Here is a 15022-nt window from a genome sequence, read left to right as displayed (position 1 = left end):
ACGTTAAAAATAATGGCGTGGTCCTTACGCCTTTCGGATACCCCGTAGACAAATAATAACACACATGAAGATATGTTCAAGTGTTTATTTTTAGAGTGCTTTTTGCTTGGGGTCTTCTAGGCATTCAGCAAGGCGCGCCGGTGTCTCTCTAGATTAATAGCCAAAAAAAGCCTACCCCTTGAAGGCGTAGGCCGGCGCGCACTCACATGTTCAGTCAATCGTCGTGTCTGTCCTCCGAAATGTGAACCGCCATGTCCTGGAGTACCTGGCTGACGTGCTGGTCGGCAATGCCGTAGAAGATGTGCTTGGCTTGGCGCTCGCCGCGCACGAGGCGCGCGCCGCGCAACAGGCGCAGGTGATGGCTGACCAAGGACTGCGACAGGTCTAGCGAGCCAGCAATGTCGCCCACTGCGACCGATCCGCGCATGCACTGCAACAGGATTTTCAATCGCGATTGGTCGCCCAGCAGGCGGAAGGTCTCTGCCAGAACAGCGACGTCACTTTGCGATAGTGCGAGGACATCAGTGGTCGTGCCGTGGTTAGAGGTCGAACATTGCACAATAGCGGCGCTGGTGGTTTTGCGGGATGTCATGGATTCAAACCCTCAAGTGAACTGCGAACCGTCTAGCACGGCCTCAATGCTTGTGACCGGGAGCGGAGTGGTCATGGTCATGATTGTGCTCACTGTGGTCGTGGCCGCTGTGGTCCTGACGGCCTGTCGTGGGTTGCAGGCTGCAGATGTTCTCGTCAGCCTCCGAGTTCCAGTCGATTCCGACTGTGGCGTGTTCGATGCTGAACTGCTCTCGCAGCACCGCCTCGACGCGCTTGACCACAGCTCGCGCCTCCTCGTCCACGTTGGGTCGAACGTGTAGCGTGGCCATCGTGCGACCGGAAGTGAGTTGCCACACGTGAACATGGCTGACAGCCGCCAGGCCGGGCACAGTGCTCATCAGGCCTTGTTCCACCTTTTCCGGCGAAGCGTCCTCTGGCGCACCCTCCAACAGGATATGGATCGACTTGGCCAGGAGCTTCCAGGCGCTGCGCAGAATCAACGCCGCTACTAGAACCGACAGGATGGGGTCGATCGGAGTCCAGCCGGTGAAGTAGATGACGATCGCTGCAACGATGGCGCCGACAGAGCCGAGCAGGTCACCCATCACGTGGAGGATGGCACCTTTCACATTGACGTGATCGGTTTCGCCGCGGGTCATGATCCACAGCACGAGGACGTTGATCAGTAAGCCGAGCACGGCGACGATCATCATCGGGCCGGCGAGGATGACGGGCGGCGCCTGCAGCCGCTCCCACGCCTCGTAGGCGATCCATGCGACGATCGCGAACAGGGTCACGGCGTTCAGGAAGCCGGCGATGACCTCGAAGCGCAGGTAACCGAATGTGCGTTTGCTGTCGGCTGCGCGGCGACCGAATCGGAAGGCAGCGTAAGCCAGGGCAAGTGCCACGGCGTCGGTCAGCATGTGGCCAGCATCGGCAAGTAGGGCTAGCGAGCCCGACAGCACGCCGCCGACAGCTTCCACGAGCATGAAGCCGAAGATCAGGAAGAAGGAAACCAGAACCTTGCGCTCGTTGGCGCTCGTCACTGTGGGGGTGTGGTCGTGATCATGGTCGTGACCATGGTCATGTGCATTGGATTGGGACATGGGCGCCTCTGCTGGTTGAGTGTTTGACTATGGCGAAATATAACACATGAATATGTGTTCATGTGATATATTTTCGCTCACCCTTCTCAGCCTCCGAAGCCATGCGTTGTGATGCCGCAACGAGAAAATGTGCCTATCCTTTCGGCCAGATACGGTGCAGGTCATCCAGAATCAGCTGGTGATGGTGCCTGCCTTGGTCTGCGTGTGTGCGTAAATGAGGGTGATCCGGCGGCAAGCTGGGGTGGTCATGCGCCACGTCAGAAGGGTCGCTGGCCGGCCACAGCCAGAGCGTCAGCGCCACGCCGGCCAAGCCGACCAGGGACATGACAATGAAGGTCGATGGCAAGCCCATGACCGCGCCGAAGCGGCCGGCAAGTGGGTAGCAGATGAGCCAACAGGCGTGCGACAGCGCGAAGTGTGCCGCGAAGATCGCAGGACGGTCCTCGGCATGGGCCGAGCGGCGCAGAAGACGGCCGGATGGCGTTTGCGCCACGCTGTAGCCAAAGCCGATGATCAACCACAGCGGCAGCAACAATGCATAGCTCGGCAGCAGTGCGCCGATCCCCGTGCCCACGACCAGTACGGTAGCGCCGGTGAGCATCGCGGTTCGGTCGGCCACCTTTTCCAGTAAGGATGGCAGAACGAAGGCTGCCACCATCGAACCGCCTCCGAATGCCGCCAGTGCCGACGCCACTTCGACCTCGCCTAGGCCAAAGCGCGCCTTCACGAGAACCACCGTGTTCACGATCACCATGGCGCCCGCCGCCGAGACGGCCAAGCTGATCGCCAGCAGGCCCCGCAGGCGTGGCGTAGCGAGATAGATGCGTGTGCCGCGGGTCGTGCGATCCCAAATGCCGCGGCGCGGTCCGGGAATAGTTGTGGGCAACCGCACGCTGACCACGAGCGCGGCTGAAACGAGGAAACCGAGCACTGTTCCCGCGAACAGGTTGTGAAAGCTGATGACGGTCAGCAGCGCAGCAGCCAGCATCGGGGAAATCAGGCTTTCCAGGTCATAGGCCAGCCGGGACAGCGACAGCGCCTTCGTGTAGTCCTCTTCATCGGGAAGGATGTCCGGGATAGTGGCTTGGAAAGTCGGCGTGAAGCCGGCGGATGCCGCTTGCAGGACAAAGATCAGCAGATAGATCTGCCAGACCTCGGTGACAAAGGGCAAACAGATCGCGACAACCGCTCGTACCAGGTCCAGCGCTACGAGCAATGACCGTCGCGGGAACTGGTCGGCGAAGGCCTGTGCGACTGGAGCGACTCCCACATAGGCCAGCATCTTGATAGCCAGCGCCGACCCGAGCACCGCACCTGCATCGGCCCCGGCCAGCTCGTAGGCAAGTAGGCCGAGCGCTACCGTCATCAGGCCTGTGCCGACGAGTGCGATCACCTGCGCGGTGAACAGGTGGCGGTAGGTGCGGTTCTTTAGGACGGAGAGCATCGAGAGACCTCAGAGCAGTCTGGTTAGCGCCTTCATTTCGGCTAGAACGGAGTCCTCATCATGAGATAGGCAGTGGTCGATGTGGTCATGGATCAGGACGCGCTTGGCCGCTGTGACGGCGCTCTCCACCGCAGCGAGCTGGCGAGCGATGTCCAGGCAGGTTTCTTCTCCTTCGATCATCCCGATGACGTGTCGCAGATGACCCTCGGCGCGCTTGAGCCGTTTCACGAGATCTGGGTGGCTGGTGTGCTTGTGCATCTCTTTCATGCAGCAATCATATCCCCCCCCGGGGGATATGCTCAAGGAGTCTGCATAGCTGTTTGCGCAGTGGATTAGCCCCACCTCGCCTCTCGATGTCTTGCGCCCGACGCCCTCTCTAAGGCGATTGGTGCTCAAAGGATGTAAGGTTTTCTTTCCCATTCATATGAATAGATATACAATTGTTCATATCTAAGCCAGTGAACAGTGGCTTTTCAACGACAAGCACTTGCTCGGAAAGAGAACACCCAGCCGGGGGTAAGTACTGATGCAACACCGATGGAGAATTGAATGCTTCGCAAAGACATACGCAAGGGATGGATATGGGCGGTATCCACGCTTTGGGCCGGCACCGTGCTAGCCCAGCCAGTAGCCGCCCCTCACGTCCCATCCAGACCAGACAGCCACATGGTCGCCCAATTGTGGGAGTCAGCTTGGCAGCGGCAGCCAGAAGCCGCTGGAGAAGGCGCCTGGCAGCAGGCCGCCCAAGCACGCCAAGAGACGGCCGGCAGTTGGGTGGCAGGTCCGATGGCGCTGGAAGCCTCCACCAAAACTGATCGGTTCAACAACCGCAACGGACAGCGCGAATATGAAGTCGGGGTGGCTATTCCCCTTTGGATGCCTGGTGAGCGCGCCTCGTCGGCACGCTGGGCGGACGCGGAAAGCCTCGCGCTATCCAGCCGGATGCTGGCCGCCAAGCTACGCACGGCCGGACAGGTTCGCCAGGCATGGTGGGCATGGCAGCGTGCCCAGGCCGAATTGGTGGCGGCGCAGGATCGCACCCGCAGCGCGGACGAGTTGGCGCAAGATGTGGCTCGCCGGGTTCGCGCGGGCGACCTGGCGCAAGCCGACAGAAACCAGGCCGATGGCGCCTTGGCGTCGGCTCGTAGTGCCCTGGCCATTGCTCAGGCCGAAGAAATCACGCAGCGCGAGGCGTTGTTGGCACTGACCGGCATCGAGAGTATCCCGTCGCAGGCCGATTCCGCGCAGCCGGAGCAGTCAGGTGTCCGAGTTCAACCGGCATCGGCACAGCCGTCCGGCGCGTTGTTGGGTAACCACCCTGCGCTGCTGGAACTGCAGCACAAGGCGCTGGCGGCCCGCCGCTCTGCGGAACTGGTGTCCCATCAGAAGTACGCCAACCCCGAACTGACCCTGGCGACCACGCGGGATCGGGGCGGCTACGGCGAACGCTACAACCAGACGATCACGGTGGGTGTGCGCATTCCCTTCGGTACGGGTAGCCGTCATACCGAGCAATTGTCCAGCGCCAATGCGCAGGCACTGGAGGCTGAGTCGGCACTCGCGGCCCAGCGCACCCGGCTACTCTCGGAAATTCGAACTGCCCAATCGCGCGAACTGGCAACCAGCACCCAGATGCAGGCCGCTTCGGAGCGCCAGCGACTAGCCCAACAAACGCGCACCTTCTACCAAAAGTCGTTCGCGATGGGCGAGACGGACATGCCGACACGCCTTCGCATCGAGCAGGAGGCCACCGAGGCCGAGCGCGCGGCGCTGCTCGCCAAGGTGGAGCATGCCGCGGCCATCTCGTCCCTGTTGCAGGCACAAGGCACGCTGCCGCAGCCGACCGAGACTTTCACTGACATCTCCGGCACGCGCTGATCGGCGCGCGCTCAACCATCCTGGAACCTTAGAAATGTCGCAATCCTCTTTCTGGCGTGCAGCTGCCTTGTCCAGCCTCCTGCTTGGCAGTAGCGCAACGTGGGCCGGCGACGGCCATGACCATGGCGAAGCCGCTCCTGCCCCCGCAGCGGCCGCGCTTCCGCGCTTTGCCGCAGTTTCCGATGACTTCGAACTGGTGGGTGTGCTGAACGGCCAGCGTCTCACACTCTACCTCGACCATGCTGCCGACAACCGGCCGGTGACCGATGGCGAGCTGACCCTCGAGCTGGGTGGTCAACAGGTAAAGGTCAGCTCACACGGGGTTGGAGAGTTCGAGGCCGATCTGACTGAGCCGCTATCCGATGGCGAGACCTCAATCATGGCCACTATTACTGCGCAGGGCCAATCGGACCTGTTGACGGGCGTTCTCGATGTTCATAGCGAAGACGCCGAACACGAGCATGCCGTCGCATCCGGCCGTGTGGTCGTACTAGGTGGCGGTGCCGCAGTCCTCGGCGTCGGTGTCCTAGCGTGGGCGCTGCGCAGACGTACACGCACCAACGGTGCACTGCGAGGTGCAGCATGAAGCGCAACTTCCGTTTCCTAATGACGACGGCCATGGCGGCTGCATTGGCTCTGGCTGCTCCCGCGTTCGCTCACGACGGCCATGACCACGGCGACGAAGCGCCGGCTGCGTCTTCCAATGGCCCCCAGCGCCAGCCTGATGGCAGCGTGTTTCTTCCGAAACCGTCGCAACGTCAGATCGGTGTACGCACCCAGCTGATCAAGCAGGAGCCCTTGGCCCGCAGCCATGAACTGGCTGGCAAAGTAATCATGGACCCGACGACAGGCGGCAAGGTCCAGGCAATGGTAATGGGCCGGCTGGTGCCCGGGCCGGATGGTCTGCCGCAGATCGGCCAATCCGTGCGCAAGGGCCAGGTGCTGGCTTACATCGAACCGGCCAGCGGTGTGCTGGAGCGCTCAGGCCAGATGGCCCAGGTTGCCGAGCTGCGTGCGGGCCAAGCGCTCGCGCAGAAGCGCTTGGCCCGGCTGCGCGAGCTGTCGGAGACCGTGCCCCGCAAGGAGATCGAAGCAGCCGAAAGCGAAGTGAACAGCCTGACCGAACGCGCCCGCGCCTTGAGCGGGGGCCTCGCCGGCAGGGACGTACTGAAGGCCCCAGTCAGCGGCGTCATCGCATCCAGCCCCGCAGTTGCCGGGCAGGTCGTGGATGCGCGCGAACTGGTGTTTGAGGTGGTCGATCCGACCCAACTGCGCATCGAGGCGCTTGCCTACGATCCGGCAATGGCACAGAACCTGGCCGGTGCTGCACTCGCAGTAGGCGGTCAGAAGGTGCCGCTGAGCTTCGTCGGTGCCGCCAGCAGCCTGCGCGAGCAGGCCCTGCCCATGCTGTTCAAGGGCACCAGCGAAAGCCTCTCGCGCTTGGCGGTCGGTATGCCGGTGGTGGTCTTCGTGCAAGAGGCGACGACGGTACCTGGCTACCGCGTGCCTTCCGGTGCGCTGATGAAGAACCCTGCCAACCAGAACATCGTCTGGGTCAAAGACCAGGCCGAGCGCTTCGAGCCGCGTGTCGTGAACATCACTCCTTTGGATGGTGCATCCATCGCTGTCACTTCGGGCCTGGCGGACGGCGACCGCGTGGTTGTCGAGGGCGCGTCCCTGATCAATCAAGTTCGTTGAGGGGCACCATTCCATGTTCAAGTGGCTTCTCGAAAATAGCTTACGAAACCGGCTCCTGGTCATCATCGGGGCGCTGGTGCTGATGGCGTATGGCGCGTTCACCCTGACGCGCACGCCGGTAGATGTCTTTCCCGATCTCAACAAGCCGACCGTCACTCTCATGACGGAGGCTGGCGGCATGGCTGCCGAAGAAGTCGAGCAACTCATCACGTTCCCGCTCGAAACGGCCATGAACGGCCTGCCCAGCGTCGAAAGCGTGCGCTCGGTCTCCAGCGCCGGGCTTTCCTTCATCTACGTGACATTTGACTGGAAGACCGACATCTTCCGGGCGCGCCAGATGGTCTCCGAACGCCTGACGTCCATGGAGGAAGGGCTAGCCCCGGGCGTGACGCCCACTATGGGGCCAATCAGCTCAGTGATGGGCGAGATCATGCAGATTGCAATCCCCATCGGTGCCAAGCCCTCAGGGCAGAAGAACGCAGCCCCGCCGCTGTCGGCCATGGACACTCGCGAGTACGCGGACTGGGTGCTACGCCCCCGGCTGATGGCCATACCTGGTGTTGCCCAAGTCATCCCGATCGGAGGCGAGGTCCGTCAGTTCCAGGTCCAGCCCAACACCACGCGAATGTCAGAGCTGGGCGTGACTGCGTCCGATCTGGATGCGGCTCTCAAGGGCTTCTCCGCGAACACTTCCGGCGGCTTCCTGGAGATCAATGGCCGCGAGTACCTGATCCGCAACCTGGGCCGCACGTCCCGACTCGACGACCTGCGTAACCTGCCTCTCGCGGTGCGTGCGGGCCAACCCATCCTGCTCCACCAGGTCGCCGATGTTCAGTTTGCGCCAGCCATCAAGCGCGGCGATGCGGGCTTCGAGGGCCTGCCAGCCGTGATCCTGGGCATCCAAAAGCAGCCCACGGCCGATACGATTGCACTGACCCGCTCGATCGAGTCAGCGTTGGCGGACATGAAGGGCTCACTGCCGGCTGGCATGGCCGAGCCACAGGTGACCTTCCGACAAGCCAACTTCATCGAGGCGTCCATCAGCACGCTGCAAGGCAAGCTCATCGGCGCATCGGTCTTCGTGGCGGTGATCCTGTTCTTCTTCCTGGGCACTTTGCGCCCCCTGGTGATCGCGTTGACCGCGATTCCTGCCTCGATCTTCGTGACCGGGCTGGTGTTCCACTATTTCGGCCTATCAATCAACACCATGACGCTCGGTGGGCTGGCGATCGCCATCGGCGGTCTCGTGGACGATGCTGTGGTCGATGTGGAGAACATCATGCGGCGGCTCAAGGAGGACCGCACCCGCCACCCTGAGAACCGGCTGACGCCCCTGGTCATCGTTGCCAGGGCCTCGATGGAGGTTCGCTCGGCGATTCTCTACGCCACGATGATCATTGTGCTGGTGTTCCTGCCCCTGTTCGCGCTGCCGGGGATGGAGGGGCGCTTGTTCGTGCCGCTGGGCATCGCCTTCATCGTCTCCACGCTGGCCTCGCTGCTGGTCTCTGTGACGGTCACTCCGGTGCTTTCGTACTACCTGCTGCCCAAGATGAGGACGCTGGACCATGGCGACACTCGGCTTCTAGCCTGGTTGAAGACGCGCTATCAGGGCGGCCTGCAGCGGGTCTTGCAGCGGCCGCGTGCCGCCCTTGGCATGGCCGCTGTGGCTGTCACACTGGCTGTCGCCGCGGTGCCATTCTTCCCGACCACGTTCCTGCCCCCGTTCAATGAAGGAACGTTGCTGGTGGGCCTGCGCCTGAATCCCGGTGTGACGCTGGCCGAATCTTCGGCGCTTGCCCAGCAAGCCGAGCTGCTGGTCGCGCAGGTGCCAGAGGTGCAGCACGTGGGCCGGCGCAGCGGACGGGCCGAGCTGGACGAGCATGCCGAAGGCGTGCATGTCAGCGAGCTGGACGTGGGCCTGCTGCCCGCCTCGGAGCTAAAGCGCTCGATGGAGGAGATCACCGCCGACATCCGTTCGCGTCTGGCTCACTTGCCCGGCTCCATCGGCATTGGCCAGCCGATCTCGCACCGCATCGACCACATGTTGTCGGGGGTGCGCTCGCAGATCGCCATCAAGGTGTTCGGCGAGGACCTGGACGTCCTGCGCGGGCAGGCGGATCTGCTGCGCGCCAAGCTGGCCGGAATTCCGGGGCTTGCTGACCTGGAGATCGAAAAGCAGGTCCTAGCGCCGCAGATCAAAATCCGCGTGGATTATGCGGCGGCGGGACGCTACGGCGTGGCCGCACCGCAAATTCTGTCCACGCTGCAAAGCCTGGTCGAAGGCGAAAAGATCACCGAGGTCATCGAGGGCAACCGCCGCTTCGCGCTGGTGGTTCGCCTGCCCGAGCAGGCGCGGTCGATTGAGGGCTTGAGCCGCATCCTCATCGACACGCCCATGGGTCGGGTCCCGTTGTCGCGCCTTGCCACCATCGAAGACAGCGACGGCCCCAACCAGGTCAGCCGCGACGATGGCCGTCGACGCATAGTTTTGTCGGCCAACGCTCAGGGACGGCCGCTGTCCGAAGTAGTGGCCGACATACGCAGCGTCGTCCAAGAAGTGCGCTTGCCCGAAGGCTACTTCATCACGCTGGGCGGCCAGTTCCAGGCACAAGAGGAAGCCTCGCGACTGGTGGGCCTGCTGTCCATCGTCTCCCTGACGCTCATGTTCGTGGTGTTGTACACGCGCTACAAGTCGGTCGTCCTATCAGCGCTCATCATGGTGAACATTCCATTGGCCCTGGTCGGCGCCGTGTTGGGGCTGTGGCTGTCTGGCCAGCCGTTGTCCGTGGCCGCCCTGGTCGGCTTCATCACGCTCGCGGGTATTTCTGTGCGCAACGGCATCCTGAAGGTGAGCCACTACCTCAACCTCATGCGCATGGAGGGCGAGGACTTCGACCAGAAGATGATCGTGCGTGGCTCGCTCGAACGGCTTTCCCCGGTTCTGATGACCGCGCTGGTCACGGCCTTCGCGCTGGCCCCGCTGCTGTTCGAGGCGTCCCGACCCGGTACTGAGATCCTGCACCCCGTCGCGGTGGTGATCTTCTCGGGGCTGGTCAGCTCCACGCTGCTAGACACCTTCCTTACACCCGCCATGTTCTGGCTGTTCGGCCGCAAGCCTGCCGAACGCCTGCTGGACGACCGCGACGCGGAGGCATTCTGATGCAACGCCTTCTGTCACCCGATTTCAACCACCGTAACCCTATAGGAGCTTTCATGTCTGTTCGATTTCGTTCCCTCACGGCCGGCACCGCCCTCGCCCTGGCATCCGTCACCGCCTTCGCCGCAGGCGACCATGACCACGCGCATGACCACAAGCCGCTGCATGGTGGCGTCGTGACCGAAGTCCGGGACGTGGACTACGAGTTGGTCGTTCAGCCCGCAGCAGCGCAACTCTACCTGCGCGACCACGGCAAGCAGGTCAATGTAAGCAACACCAAAGCCAAGCTCACACTGTTGACCGGCTCACAAAAGCAGGAGGTGCAACTCACGCCTGCCGCGGACGGAAGCCGCCTCGAAGGCAGCGGGACCTTCGCCGCAGCCAAGGGCACGAAGGCCGTCGTCCAAGTCGAACGTGGGGGCAATACCGCGAGCGCCCGGTTCGTTCTGCCGTAGTGTTCAACGTGATCGTCAGGGAACGAGCTGTAATCTGGCGACCACCTGACAAAAGGCGCGACATAGGCGCTCACTATTTCCTCAAAAACTTTGGAGATGTAAATCATGGAAATGCATTTCGACGTCATTGTTATCGGTGCCGGCCCAGGCGGATACATCGCGGCCATTCGCGCTGCCCAATTAGGCATGAAGGTCGCTTGTGTAGATGCCTGGAAGAACAAGGACGGAAAGCCAGCACCTGGCGGCACCTGCAACAACATCGGTTGTATCCCTTCGAAAGCGCTACTGCAGTCGTCAGAGAACTTTGAACAAGCCAAGCACCACTTTGGCACGCACGGCATCTCCACGGGTGATCTGCGCATGGATGTGACCACGATGTTGGAACGTAAGAATCAGGTCGTGAAGTCCAGCAACGAAGGCATCCTTTATCTGTTCCGCAAAAACAAGGTCCAGTTTTTCAACGGCCTGGCGTCTTTCACCAGGACTGTCGATGGTGGCTTCGAGGTGAGCGTCGCCGCCGATGAGGCTGTTACCTTGGTGGGCAAGCAGATCATCGTTGCCACAGGCTCCAACGTGCGGCCACTCCCCAACCTACCGTTCGATGAGCGGGTCGTGCTCTCCAACGACGGCGCGCTGGACATCGCGGCCGTGCCCGATCGGTTGGCCGTCATCGGTGCCGGCGTGATCGGCCTGGAGCTGGGCTCCGTTTGGCGCCGCCTGGGGGCGGATGTCACGATCCTCGAAGGCTTGCCCAGCTTCCTGCCAATCGTCGACCAAGCCATCGCCAAGGAGGCGAAGAAGGCGTTCGACAAGCAAGGCCTGAAGATCGAACTAGGTGCGAAGGTTCGCGAAGTCAATGCAACCGAGGCTGGCGTGACTATTCACTACACCGACAGCCAGGGCCAGACGCAGTCCTTGCAGGCAGACAAAGTGATCGTGGCTATCGGCCGTGTGCCCAACACCGAAGGCCTGAATCCGGCCGCCGTGGGACTCCAACTGGATGAGCGCGGCGCCGTGCTGGTGGACGATGAATGCCGCACCAGTGTGCCCGGCATCTGGGCCATCGGTGACGTGGTGCGTGGCCCGATGTTGGCGCACAAGGCGGAAGAGGAAGGTGTCGCAGTGGCCGAGCGCATTGCCGGCCAGCACGGTCACGTCGATTTCAATACGATCCCCAACGTCATCTACACCAGCCCAGAGATTGCCTGGGTAGGCCGCACCGAGCAGCAGCTCAAAGAGCAGGGCACCGCCTATCGAATCGGTTCCTTCCCGTTCATGGCCAATGGCCGCGCGCGTGCGCTGGGCGACACGCCGGGCCTCGTCAAGGTGATCGCCGATCCTGCCACTGATGAGATACTCGGCGTGCATGTGGTCGGCCCGCAGGCCAGTGAACTGGTGGCCGAGGCCGTGATCGCCATGGCGTTCAAGGCCAGCAGCGAAGACATCGCCCGCATCTGCTTTGCCCATCCGACCCTCTCCGAGACGTTCAAAGAGGCCTCGCTGGCCGTGGACAAGCGCGCGCTCAACTTCTGATTGATCGGAAGCGGCATCCAAACCACCTCACCGAACGCAGCTGCGGGCGGTGGGGCGCATATCGCCATGGAACGTAGGCCACGCCGCAACGGCATGCTATGCCCAACAGTTACTCGTCGTTGTGGTCTTCCGCGATGTGGGTGGCCATATCCAGCAGCACCTGGTTCACGTGCTTGTCCGCCACCTCATAGAAGATCTGTTTGGCTTGGCGCACGCCCTTGACCAGGCGAGCACCGCGCAGCAGCCGCAGGTGGTGGCTCACCAGCGACTGCGAGAGTTCGAGGGTTTCAGCGATGTCCCCGACCGAGGAAGAGCCTTTCATGCAGCACAGCATGATTCTCAGCCGGGACGGGTCACCCAGGAGGCGGAATGTCTCAGCCAAGATGGTCACGTCATTCTGTGACAGCGATTCCAAATCGGCGCTGGGACCCTTCGGTGGGGTACTGAATGGCTTACTTGTATTCATTTTTAAAATATTTCCTAACCTCGAATGGCTGTTTTCGCCCTTCAGAATTAACAAGGCAGCGGCCGCTTAGGCGCGCGCAGCAAAGAACCAGTGCGAGCCTGGCAGGCAAGGCCTCCGTTCCCCGTGCACCGGGTCATTTCTGAAACCTGACAGCATCCGAAAAAGCGCTTGACCTTCCCACGATGGTAAACCCTAAGCTCCCTCCATGTCGAATTTCAACTATGGGAAGCACACCATGAGCATGGCAACAACGAGTAGTGCTGGCGGCCAAGCAGCGGCAATCAGCCTGCCCATCGAGGGCATGACCTGCGCAAGCTGCGTCGGCCGAGTCGAGGCCGCCCTTGCCAAGGTCGAGGGCGTGGCAAGCGTGTCTGTCAATCTCGCCACCGAGCGAGCGGACATTCGCCTGAACCGTGCTGTCGATCGCATGGCGCTGATCCAGGCGATCGAGAAGGTAGGGTACGACGTGCCTCAGGGCACCATCGAGCTGGCGATCGGAGGCATGACCTGCGCTTCGTGCGTGGGCCGCGTCGAGAAGGCGCTCAAGGCGGTGCCGGGCGTCACTGAGGCTGTGGTCAATCTGGCGACCGAGCGCGCTACCGTGCGTGGTGTGGCATCCGTGCAGGATCTAATCGCGGCTGTCGATAAGGTCGGCTACGAGGCCAGCCCTGTCGATACCAGCATGCAGGCCGACGAGGAAGCCGCCGAGAAAAAGGACGCCGAGCGCGCCGAACTCAAGCGCGACCTGACCCTGGCCGCCGTGCTGGCGCTGCCTGTGTTCGTGCTCGAAATGGGCTCGCACATGATTCCCGGCATGCACGAGTGGGTGGCTTCCACCATCGGCATCCAGCAGAGCTGGTATCTGCAGTTCGTGCTGACCCTGCTGGTGCTCGCCATTCCGGGCTGGCGCTTCTACGAGAAGGGCTTCCCGGCGCTGTTCCGCCTGGGTCCCGACATGAACTCGCTGGTCGCGGTCGGCACGGCCGCGGCCTTCGGCTATTCGATGGTCGCCACGTTCGCGCCCAGTCTGCTGCCGGCCGGCACGGTGAACGTGTACTACGAGGCGGCCGCCGTCATCGTGGCGCTGATCCTGCTGGGCCGCTTTCTTGAGGCACGGGCCAAGGGCCGCACCTCCGAGGCCATCAAGCGCCTGGTCGGCCTACAGGCCAAGGAGGCGCACGTGCTGCGCGACGGCCGCATCGTGGACATCCCGATCAACGACGTGGCGCAGGGCGACATCGTGGAAGTGCGCCCCGGCGAGCGCGTGCCGGTCGATGGTGAAGTGACCGAGGGCCGCAGCTTCGTGGACGAGTCGATGATCACCGGCGAGCCGATTCCCGTCGAAAAGGCGGAAGGCAGCACCGTGGTCGGCGGCACCGTCAACCAGAAGGGTGCGCTGACGCTGCGTGCCACCGCCGTGGGCGGTCAGACCATGCTGGCGCAGATCATCCGCATGGTCGAGCAGGCGCAAGGTTCCAAGCTGCCGATCCAGGCCGTGGTGGACAAGGTGACGCTGTGGTTCGTGCCCGCCGTCATGCTGGCCGCCGTGCTGACCTTCCTGGTCTGGCTGGTGTTCGGCCCGTCGCCCGCGCTGTCCTTCGCGCTGGTCAATGCCGTGGCGGTGCTGATCATTGCCTGCCCGTGCGCCATGGGTCTGGCGACGCCGACCTCCATCATGGTCGGCACGGGCCGGGGCGCTGAGATGGGCGTGCTGTTCCGCAAGGGTGAAGCCCTGCAACTGCTCAAGGACGCCAAGGTGGTGGCCGTGGACAAGACCGGCACGCTGACCGAGGGCCGCCCGGTCCTGACCGACCTGGAGATTGCCGACGGCTTTGACCGCAACCAGGTGCTGGCGAAGGTCGCCGCCGTGGAATCGCGCTCGGAGCATCCGATCGCACGCGCCATCGTCGAGTCGGCCGTGGAAGGTGGCATCGCGCTGCCGACGATGACAGACTTCGATTCGGTCACGGGCATGGGCGTGCGCGCCACCGTGGACGGCGCGCGTGTCGAGGTCGGTGCCGATCGCTTCATGCGTGAGCTGGGGTTGGACGTGGGCGGCTTCGCTCGCACGGCCGAGCGCCTAGGCAACGAGGGCAAGTCGCCGCTGTACGCCTCGATCGACGGCCGGCTGGCCGCCATCATCGCGGTGGCCGATCCGATCAAGTCCAGCACGCCCGCGGCCATTGCCGCGCTGCACCAGCTCGGCCTGAAGGTGGCGATGATCACCGGCGACAACGCGCGTACCGCGCAGGCCATCGCCAAGCAACTGGGCATCGACGAGGTGGTGGCCGAAGTGCTGCCCGAGGGCAAGGTCGAAGCCGTGCGCCGGCTGAAAGCCAGCCACGGCCAGATCGCCTACGTGGGCGACGGCATCAACGACGCCCCGGCGCTGGCCGAGGCCGACGTGGGCCTGGCCATCGGCACCGGCACCGACGTGGCGGTGGAGTCGGCCGACGTAGTGCTGATGTCGGGCAACCTGCAGGGCGTGCCCAACGCCATCGCGCTGTCCAAGGCGACCATCGGCAACATCCGCCAGAACCTGTTCTGGGCGTTTGGCTACAACACGGCCCTGATCCCGGTGGCCGCTGGCGTCCTGTACCCCGCATACGGTGTGCTGTTGTCGCCGATCTTCGCGGCTGGCGCGATGGCGCTGTCCAGCGTGTTCGTGCTCGGAAACGCGCTGCGCCTGCGCCGCTTCCAGCCGCCGCTGGCGGCGGATACCGCTCATTGAGA

General features: G+C 63.0%; 12 protein-coding genes. 7 read left to right on the top strand and 5 right to left on the bottom strand.

Annotated features, from left to right (window positions below; all coding sequences use genetic code 11):
- Positions 1-214: 214 nt before the first annotated feature.
- The 4 genes from AC3A84_RS04070 to AC3A84_RS04055 form a co-directional block, all read right to left on the bottom strand.
- Complete coding sequence (locus AC3A84_RS04070) at positions 215-592, bottom strand: ArsR/SmtB family transcription factor (protein WP_003821152.1); 378 nt, start codon at positions 590-592, stop codon at positions 215-217.
- 43 nt (positions 593-635) lie between these two features.
- Positions 636-1658 (bottom strand): cation diffusion facilitator family transporter, encoded by a 1023-nt coding sequence (locus AC3A84_RS04065; RefSeq protein ID WP_003821153.1) that lies wholly within the window; start codon positions 1656-1658, stop codon positions 636-638.
- A gap of 133 nt (positions 1659-1791) precedes the next feature.
- Positions 1792-3102, bottom strand: coding sequence for an MFS transporter (locus tag AC3A84_RS04060; RefSeq protein ID WP_003821155.1), 1311 nt, complete (start codon positions 3100-3102; stop codon positions 1792-1794).
- Positions 3103-3111: 9 nt separating this feature from the next.
- A complete protein-coding gene (locus tag AC3A84_RS04055; RefSeq protein ID WP_003821156.1) occupies positions 3112-3369 on the bottom strand; it encodes a metal-sensing transcriptional repressor in 258 nt (85 codons plus the stop codon).
- A 399-nt stretch (positions 3370-3768) separates the two neighbouring features.
- Here AC3A84_RS04055 and AC3A84_RS04050 point away from each other — a divergent pair, with 399 nt between their 5' ends.
- The 6 genes from AC3A84_RS04050 (at position 3769) to lpdA (ending at position 11823) form a co-directional block, all read left to right on the top strand.
- Positions 3769-4980, top strand: a complete 1212-nt coding sequence (locus AC3A84_RS04050) for a TolC family protein (RefSeq protein WP_223656232.1) — start codon at positions 3769-3771, stop codon at positions 4978-4980.
- A 34-nt stretch (positions 4981-5014) separates the two neighbouring features.
- On the top strand, positions 5015-5566 hold the full coding sequence (locus AC3A84_RS04045; RefSeq protein WP_015912829.1) for a hypothetical protein: 552 nt from the start codon (positions 5015-5017) through the stop codon (positions 5564-5566).
- Positions 5563-6678, top strand: a complete 1116-nt coding sequence (locus tag AC3A84_RS04040) for an efflux RND transporter periplasmic adaptor subunit (protein WP_003821159.1) — start codon at positions 5563-5565, stop codon at positions 6676-6678. The genes AC3A84_RS04045 and AC3A84_RS04040 overlap by 4 nt, the downstream gene beginning before the upstream one ends.
- Before the next feature lie 13 nt (positions 6679-6691).
- A complete protein-coding gene (locus tag AC3A84_RS04035; RefSeq protein ID WP_012614056.1) occupies positions 6692-9838 on the top strand; it encodes an efflux RND transporter permease subunit in 3147 nt (1048 codons plus the stop codon).
- 53 nt (positions 9839-9891) lie between these two features.
- Positions 9892-10290 carry a hypothetical protein gene (locus tag AC3A84_RS04030; protein ID WP_015912828.1) on the top strand — a complete coding sequence of 133 codons (399 nt, stop codon included), beginning with the start codon at positions 9892-9894 and terminating at the stop codon, positions 10288-10290.
- 105 nt (positions 10291-10395) lie between these two features.
- Entirely contained in the window at positions 10396-11823 is a 1428-nt protein-coding gene (gene lpdA, locus AC3A84_RS04025; RefSeq protein ID WP_015912827.1) for a dihydrolipoyl dehydrogenase, read from the top strand.
- A gap of 109 nt (positions 11824-11932) precedes the next feature.
- Here lpdA and AC3A84_RS04020 read toward each other — a convergent pair whose 3' ends face one another.
- Complete coding sequence (locus AC3A84_RS04020) at positions 11933-12289, bottom strand: ArsR/SmtB family transcription factor (RefSeq protein ID WP_015912826.1); 357 nt, start codon at positions 12287-12289, stop codon at positions 11933-11935.
- A gap of 241 nt (positions 12290-12530) precedes the next feature.
- Here AC3A84_RS04020 and AC3A84_RS04015 point away from each other — a divergent pair, with 241 nt between their 5' ends.
- A complete protein-coding gene (locus AC3A84_RS04015; protein WP_085967106.1) occupies positions 12531-15020 on the top strand; it encodes a heavy metal translocating P-type ATPase in 2490 nt (829 codons plus the stop codon).
- The last annotated feature ends 2 nt before the right edge of the window (positions 15021-15022 follow it).

This window comes from Paracidovorax sp. (genome assembly GCF_057642795.1).
Note: the sequence above shows the minus strand (reverse complement) of the source record. Positions and strands in the feature narration are given on the sequence as shown.

Bases quoted from the DNA above. Each gene is read 5' to 3' on its own strand.
- AC3A84_RS04070 (WP_003821152.1), bottom strand. From the start codon at position 592: ATGACATCCCGCAAAACCACCAGCGCCGCTATTGTGCAATGTTCGACC.
- AC3A84_RS04065 (WP_003821153.1), bottom strand. From the start codon at position 1,658: ATGTCCCAATCCAATGCACATGACCATGGTCACGACCATGATCACGAC.
- AC3A84_RS04060 (WP_003821155.1), bottom strand. From the start codon at position 3,102: ATGCTCTCCGTCCTAAAGAACCGCACCTACCGCCACCTGTTCACCGCG.
- AC3A84_RS04055 (WP_003821156.1), bottom strand. From the start codon at position 3,369: ATGAAAGAGATGCACAAGCACACCAGCCACCCAGATCTCGTGAAACGG.
- AC3A84_RS04050 (WP_223656232.1), top strand. From the start codon at position 3,769: ATGGTCGCCCAATTGTGGGAGTCAGCTTGGCAGCGGCAGCCAGAAGCC.
- AC3A84_RS04045 (WP_015912829.1), top strand. From the start codon at position 5,015: ATGTCGCAATCCTCTTTCTGGCGTGCAGCTGCCTTGTCCAGCCTCCTG.
- AC3A84_RS04040 (WP_003821159.1), top strand. From the start codon at position 5,563: ATGAAGCGCAACTTCCGTTTCCTAATGACGACGGCCATGGCGGCTGCA.
- AC3A84_RS04035 (WP_012614056.1), top strand. From the start codon at position 6,692: ATGTTCAAGTGGCTTCTCGAAAATAGCTTACGAAACCGGCTCCTGGTC.
- AC3A84_RS04030 (WP_015912828.1), top strand. From the start codon at position 9,892: ATGTCTGTTCGATTTCGTTCCCTCACGGCCGGCACCGCCCTCGCCCTG.
- lpdA (WP_015912827.1), top strand. From the start codon at position 10,396: ATGGAAATGCATTTCGACGTCATTGTTATCGGTGCCGGCCCAGGCGGA.
- AC3A84_RS04020 (WP_015912826.1), bottom strand. From the start codon at position 12,289: ATGAATACAAGTAAGCCATTCAGTACCCCACCGAAGGGTCCCAGCGCC.
- AC3A84_RS04015 (WP_085967106.1), top strand. From the start codon at position 12,531: ATGGCAACAACGAGTAGTGCTGGCGGCCAAGCAGCGGCAATCAGCCTG.